The following is a 5,951-nucleotide window of genomic DNA, read 5'->3' as shown; positions in this document are numbered from 1 at the left end:
CGGTTCAGGTGGAGGAGATGCTAAATTTGCCCAAGGTGGTGGAAAAAGACACATCTAAAAAAGACGAGGCAATAGCCAAAGCAAAATTAATGATTTTAGGATGATACAATGACAATTAACTGGAATGAAATAGAAACAAAATGGCGTAACAAGTGGATTGAATCAAAAGACTTTGAGGCAAATCCAAATGATAAAGATAAAAAATTCATTACAGTTGCATATCCATATCCAAACTCACCGCAACACATAGGACACGGTAGGACATACACACTAGCTGATGTTCATGCAAGGTTTTATCGAATGCAAGGATACAACGTATTATTCCCAATGGGATTTCATTATACAGGTACGCCAGTTCTTGGGATGGCAAAGAGAATTCAAGCGGGAGAGAAAGAAATTCTTGATGGGTTGAGAAATGTGTATCATGTACCAGAAGAAGACATCAAAACATTTGTTGAACCAATAAAAAATTGCAGATTACTTTCATGAAGAGATAAAGTCTGGCATGATCGAGATGGGTTATTCCATTGATTGGCGTAGAGAATTTACAACCATAGTTCCAGGTTATCAGAAATTTATCGAGTGGCAAATCACAACACTCAAAGAAAACGGCAGAATCATTCAGGGATCTCATCCAGTTGGATGGTGTCCTGTTGATCAAAATCCAGTTTCACAGCACGATACAATGGGAGATGTCGAACCAAAGATTGATGACAAAAATTATCTAGTCAAATTTTCATTTGGTGAGTTTATTTTCCCAATTACAACACTAAGACCTGAAACAATTTTTGGAGTAACAAATTTGTGGGCCAATCCAAATGTAACATACAAAAAAGCCACAGTAGATAATGAAACATGGATAGTCTCAGAAGAATGTGTACACAAAATAGAATTTTTTGAAAAACAAGTTAAAGTCATCGGAGATATATCAGGTAGTGAGATTATTGGAAAATATGCTACAAATCACGATGGGCGAGAAATTCCGATATTGCCTGCTGAATTTGTAGATCCTGGAATGGGTACGGGTCTTGTAATGTCAGTACCAGCTCACGCTCCAAAAGACTACCAGGCCTTAATGGATTTGAAGGCTAAAAATTACGAATTAGCGCTCAAAATCGAGCCTATTCCAATCATAGCGACTGAAGGGTATGGAATTATTCCTGCAAAAGACATTTGTGAAAAATTAGGAGTCTCTGACCAATCAGATGAGAAGTTAGAAGAGGCTACAAAGGAGTTGTATCTAAAAGAATTCACAGATGGAAAGCTAAATGAAAAATGCGATGAATTCGATAATGAGAAAGTGCAGTTTGGACGAGACAAAGTAAGAGTATGGCTCCAAGAGAACAATCGTCTAGATAAATTCCCAGTACTTGAAAATGCCCCAGTACATTGTCGTTGTGGTGCAGAATGTGTTGTTAAAGTATTGAACAATCAATGGTTTTTGAATTATGGCGATGAAGAATGGAAAGAACTCGCTCGCAAGTGTTTTGATGAGATGAACATCCTACCAAACAATATCAGAGCAGAGTTCAAAGAAGTAATTGATTGGTTGCATGAGCGAGCTTGTGCAAGACAGCAGGGATTGGGAACAAAACTTCCATGGGACAAGGATTGGATAGTAGAGTCACTTTCAGATAGTGTAATCTACATGGCATATTATACCATTTCCAGATTTGTAAATGATGGAACAGTTAATCCTGAAAATTTAACTAGAGAGTTATTCGATTACATTTTGCTAGATAAAGGAGATATCAGTCTAGCTGCAAGTACATCAAAACTAACTGAAGAAATCATAAGTACAATGAAAAAAGAGTTTCAATACTTTTATCCAGTTGATTCTAGACATTCAGGACGAGATTTGGTTCAAAACCACTTGTCATTTTTTGTCTTAAATCACGTTGCAATATTTGAGAGAAAGTACTGGCCTCGTGAAATTGTAGTTAATGGTAGTGTGATGATGGATGGGGCGAAAATGTCAAAGAGTATGGGAAATATAATTCCACTACGAACTGCAATAAGAGATCATGGTGCAGACCCAATTAGATTGGCAATCATTTCATCAGCTGAGTTGCTTCAGGATGCTGATTTTAACATGGAGTCAGTCTCCGGTATTCAAAACAAGCTAGAGGCATTACTTGAGGAATGCTCTAAGATAAAGATGGGAGAGATTGTAAATTTAGAGGCAGAAGACAGGTGGATTTTATCTAAAATGCAGAGCATGATATTCCAAGTTACCGAAGCTGTAGAAAAAATGAGACTGCGAGAAGCACTACATAATATTTTGTTTACATTTGAATCAGATTTGAGTTGGTATAACAAAAGAGTAGGGTCTAAAGGAAGAACGAGTATTTCAGGAATTTTACACAAGATAAATTCTGCACGAGTTACAATGTTGTCTCCATTTGCACCACATATAGCTGAAGAGATGTGGGAGAGACTTGGACACTCTGATCTAGTATCAAAGACAAGATGGCCAGAGTATTCCGAAGAAAATCTGGATGCAACATCAATTCAAGCTGAAGAATTACTAAAATCAACTATAGATGATATCACAAATATTCTCAAAGTTACAAAAATCACTCCACAAAAAATTGTAATCTATGTGAATTCTGACTCATTCAAATTAGCTGTATATCGCAAAATACTTGGCATAATGGTAGGCGGTCAAAACAACATGGGGATTGTGATGAAAGAACTCATTGCAGACCCTGAAACAACAGAGGCCAAAAAAATGCCAGACTATATTCAAAAAGTAATCAAGGATTTACATTCAGAGTCTGAAGAAATTAAACAGATGAAGCTTAAATCACATAAATTTGATGAAAAAGAATTTCTCTCAAATGAATTATCTGCAATAGGTAAGAAAGAATTTGGTGTAGACATTCAAGTGTATTCAGAATCAGATAGTGACATTTATGATCCAAAAGGAAAAGCGAGACATGCAAGACCATTCAAACCTGCAATCTTAATTGAATAAATCAAAACAAATACCATTGTAATAATTATTACAGATTTCATCTTCTAATACTTTGATTTTTTGCCCTTTTTCTTTTTTTGTTGTTCACTCTTGTATTTTTTAACTCGTTGTCTTAATTCTCCAGCTTTTTGCCCTTTCTGTTTTCTACCATCTTTCTTTGATTTAGTATCCTTCTTCATCTGAATTGGGTTCAGCATCTATCTTGTTAAAAGTCATATCAGTTCCTTGACATGACTCACATTTTTCATATATGCCAAATTCATTTCGGTACTTGCCTTTTCCATCACATCGAAAACAAACCAATCTATTATAATATACTCAAATAAGCATTAAGGATTCCTAACTATAACAATACCAACCACGGTAATTCTCACCGTACAGCAATCCAGCACAATTTTCATTCTTTCTTTTCAACCGCTTTTTTTGGCACCGTTCAGAACAGATTATAAATCAAATATTGTCACTAATTACCATTCATTACCAATTATTACCAATAGTATATATACTGGAGATGAAAAGGCGAGACATGAGCACACAAACTCAAACAAACAACGTATATTCAATGTACAAGCAAAATGTTCAAAAATACTTTGAAAATATCTCAAAGATTACTCCGCAGTATTTTCAATCTGTTACAGAATTGCAAGATGAATGTATCAAAACATGTGAGAAAACAATCAATGCTTCAGTAGCTGTACAGCAAGAATTTGCAAAAAAAGCTGGTTTCACAACTGAGATTCCAGATGCTGCAAAGACTGCAATCGTAGATACTAACAAGCAAATTGTTCAAGCAAGCACATTAAACAGTCAATTAGCAAAAACTGCAATCGATACAACCGTACAGAACATCAAAGCATTCAGTACCAACATTGATGCATTTACAGAATTGAATAAAAATATCGTCCAATTATGGACAAACCCATTCACACAAAAAAACTAGTGTGAGTGTTCTTTCTTTTTTATTTTGGAGTTCCAGAGCCCTTTTGAGCCATTCGTGATGCCTCGCCACTCTTAATTTTGTTAAAAGCATCAATAACTTCATCATCAGTTGATTCATCACTAGATTCTAGAGGTATTCCTGCCTCTAATTTTTCTAAGATCTCTTGATAATTTTGGAATTCGTCAAGTTCCTCTAGTTTCATTATTTGCAAGAGATTAACAGTCTCGTCTATCAGCTTGCCAAGACGTCTTTGGGACTTGTCATACTCACCATCTTCCTTGTTTTTCCACGTGTCTAATCGAGTCTTAAAATAATCAATACGGTCAAGCTTGTAGTCAATTTCACCTATCAAAATTTTAATGGATTGAGGTTTCATTTCTCTAATTCTTTAATTTTAGCCTCAAGCTCTTTTATTTTATTTCTTAATTCAATATTTTCATCTCGAAGAGAGTCAATCTCTCTTTGATGTAATTCATTCAGATCCATGATTTTTCTACAGAAATTATCAACTTAAGCATATTGGAATTTTGAGATTATGGATAGTAATCAAAACCAAGTATTTGTCCATTGACAACACTATTCTGCTCCAACACCAACCCTGATATCAGGTGTTTTTACTAGTTGATTACTATCCTAAAAAAAGGATGTCATTGAGAAATAAAAATAGTATTACCATGATCTTGAAAATTTGTTTATTTTACAAATGAATTTTGTATAAACTTTAGATTTTAGAAAGTTAAAAAAATCCAGCATTCTAACTTGCTGGAATTTGGGCAGATATTTTCTTTTTCAGATACTTTTCCAAAGTTCCTAGGGAATAGTCTATCCCATGTTCTTTGCTCATATGATCCCAGTAATCAAAGATCACTTTCTCGACATTCCCTGTTGTGACATAGTCACAATCAAAACCACGTTCATCACATCTAATGGCAACCACATCAAGTAAGTAACATGGTAAATAAAAGCGGTATTATTTCAAATGTGGATATTTGTTTAATTCTACGAAGAATATTGTATGAACATAAGATGTTGAAGTTCAGAAAAAAGTCAGAAATCTGGAGGCGGTGGCAAAGAACAGTAATCTAATTCACTGACACATTCCTGGTATACTACAAATGCTTCATGAATACATGCTTGGTCATCTCCACATACTTCATACGCTGCAAGAAGTTCTAGTGTGCAACTTTCACAAGATACAGGTTCTGTGTTTGGATTATTCTCACATGCTTTGGCATTTCCGGATTTCTCACACCCATTATTTCCATTGTTTTTCTTTTCTTCTGGTTTGTCAGCAAATACAGTCGGTGAAACTGTGCCGACAACCATGATGACTGTAATTAATGCAATAGCAAAAATTATCAGTGTTTTATTCATGAATTTGTAAAGTTTCTAAATTAATTAAAGATGATCCTGAAATTTGAAAATGTTACAGACCATAATCCAACACTCTTAAGACCACCATTCCACAAATAGACATGACATTATTTTGCAAGCAGTGCAATAGCAGACGACTACCTGAATACCACCAGGCAGAAAAGGCAACGCTATGGCTGTGTACAAAATGCAAAAATTTCACAGATATAGATGATCTAATAATTCGAGAGCAGACGAATGAGGAAAGAGAAGAGGTCAAAAGGAAAGAAAAAGAGTTTGCAGAGTCTACAAATTTCCCTAGTGGAAAATTAAACAGAAGAAAGGGCGTAAACTAAAAACTTCAATAGTTTAATTCGTGTAGATCATCCATGGTACTTTATGCAAAATCAATTGATCATGTGAATTTCAAGGTCAAGAACCTGGAGGAGAGCATAAAGTTCTACAAAGAATTATTTGGATTCAAAGTACTGCAAGAGGAAAACCCAAACAAGATTGACGCACCATCAAAAATTATTGGAAATGATACCATAAAATTGTGCATGTATCAAGTGCAAGACATGTCACCTGCTGGAGGGATTGCACATTTTGGATTTAACATAGAAAACTTTGAGGATGTAATTTCAAGATGCAATGAATTGAGAGTAGAGATTTTGTATGGTG

Annotated in this window: 9 protein-coding genes; 4 read left to right on the top strand and 5 right to left on the bottom strand. The window is 35.0% G+C overall.

Annotation, left to right across the window (positions count from 1 at the left end):
* Nucleotides 1-108 precede the first annotated feature (108 nt).
* Both BD31_RS10905 and leuS read left to right on the top strand, forming a co-directional pair.
* The gene (locus BD31_RS10905; RefSeq protein ID WP_008298502.1) at nucleotides 109-489 is read left to right on the top strand and encodes a class I tRNA ligase family protein; all 381 of its coding nucleotides are present in this window, start codon (nucleotides 109-111) and stop codon (nucleotides 487-489) included.
* A 16-nt stretch (nucleotides 490-505) separates the two neighbouring features.
* Nucleotides 506-2,977: a leucine--tRNA ligase gene (gene leuS / locus BD31_RS03225; RefSeq protein WP_008298501.1), complete on the top strand. Its 2,472-nt coding sequence runs from the start codon at nucleotides 506-508 to the stop codon at nucleotides 2,975-2,977.
* Between the two features lie 44 nt (nucleotides 2,978-3,021).
* On the opposite strand, the gene BD31_RS10995 is transcribed toward leuS, so the two are convergent.
* Entirely contained in the window at nucleotides 3,022-3,156 is a 135-nt protein-coding gene (locus tag BD31_RS10995; protein WP_008298498.1) for a hypothetical protein, read from the bottom strand.
* Nucleotides 3,140-3,280: a hypothetical protein gene (locus BD31_RS10685; RefSeq protein ID WP_008298493.1), complete on the bottom strand. Its 141-nt coding sequence runs from the start codon at nucleotides 3,278-3,280 to the stop codon at nucleotides 3,140-3,142. Before BD31_RS10685 ends, BD31_RS10995 begins: the two co-directional genes overlap by 17 nt.
* A gap of 208 nt (nucleotides 3,281-3,488) precedes the next feature.
* On the opposite strand from BD31_RS10685, the gene BD31_RS03220 reads away from it, so the two are divergent.
* On the top strand, nucleotides 3,489-3,917 hold the full coding sequence (locus BD31_RS03220) for a hypothetical protein (RefSeq protein ID WP_238536050.1): 429 nt from the start codon (nucleotides 3,489-3,491) through the stop codon (nucleotides 3,915-3,917).
* Between the two features lie 19 nt (nucleotides 3,918-3,936).
* On the opposite strand, the gene BD31_RS03215 is transcribed toward BD31_RS03220, so the two are convergent.
* From BD31_RS03215 to BD31_RS03205, 3 genes are all read right to left on the bottom strand, one after another.
* Nucleotides 3,937-4,293 carry a hypothetical protein gene (locus tag BD31_RS03215; protein ID WP_008298499.1) on the bottom strand — a complete coding sequence of 119 codons (357 nt, stop codon included), beginning with the start codon at nucleotides 4,291-4,293 and terminating at the stop codon, nucleotides 3,937-3,939.
* Between the two features lie 378 nt (nucleotides 4,294-4,671).
* The gene (locus BD31_RS03210; protein WP_008298495.1) at nucleotides 4,672-4,854 is read right to left on the bottom strand and encodes a hypothetical protein; all 183 of its coding nucleotides are present in this window, start codon (nucleotides 4,852-4,854) and stop codon (nucleotides 4,672-4,674) included.
* Nucleotides 4,855-4,964: 110 nt separating this feature from the next.
* Complete coding sequence (locus BD31_RS03205; RefSeq protein WP_048097402.1) at nucleotides 4,965-5,291, bottom strand: hypothetical protein; 327 nt, start codon at nucleotides 5,289-5,291, stop codon at nucleotides 4,965-4,967.
* A 368-nt stretch (nucleotides 5,292-5,659) separates the two neighbouring features.
* On the opposite strand from BD31_RS03205, the gene BD31_RS03195 reads away from it, so the two are divergent.
* Nucleotides 5,660-5,951: VOC family protein (locus BD31_RS03195; protein ID WP_008298503.1), on the top strand; the 292-nt coding region annotated here is incomplete at its 3' end.

The sequence above is a fragment of the Candidatus Nitrosopumilus salarius BD31 genome (genome assembly GCF_000242875.2).
Lineage (GTDB): Archaea > Thermoproteota > Nitrososphaeria > Nitrososphaerales > Nitrosopumilaceae > Nitrosopumilus > Nitrosopumilus salarius.
This window is presented reverse-complemented; position numbering and strand designations above follow the sequence as displayed.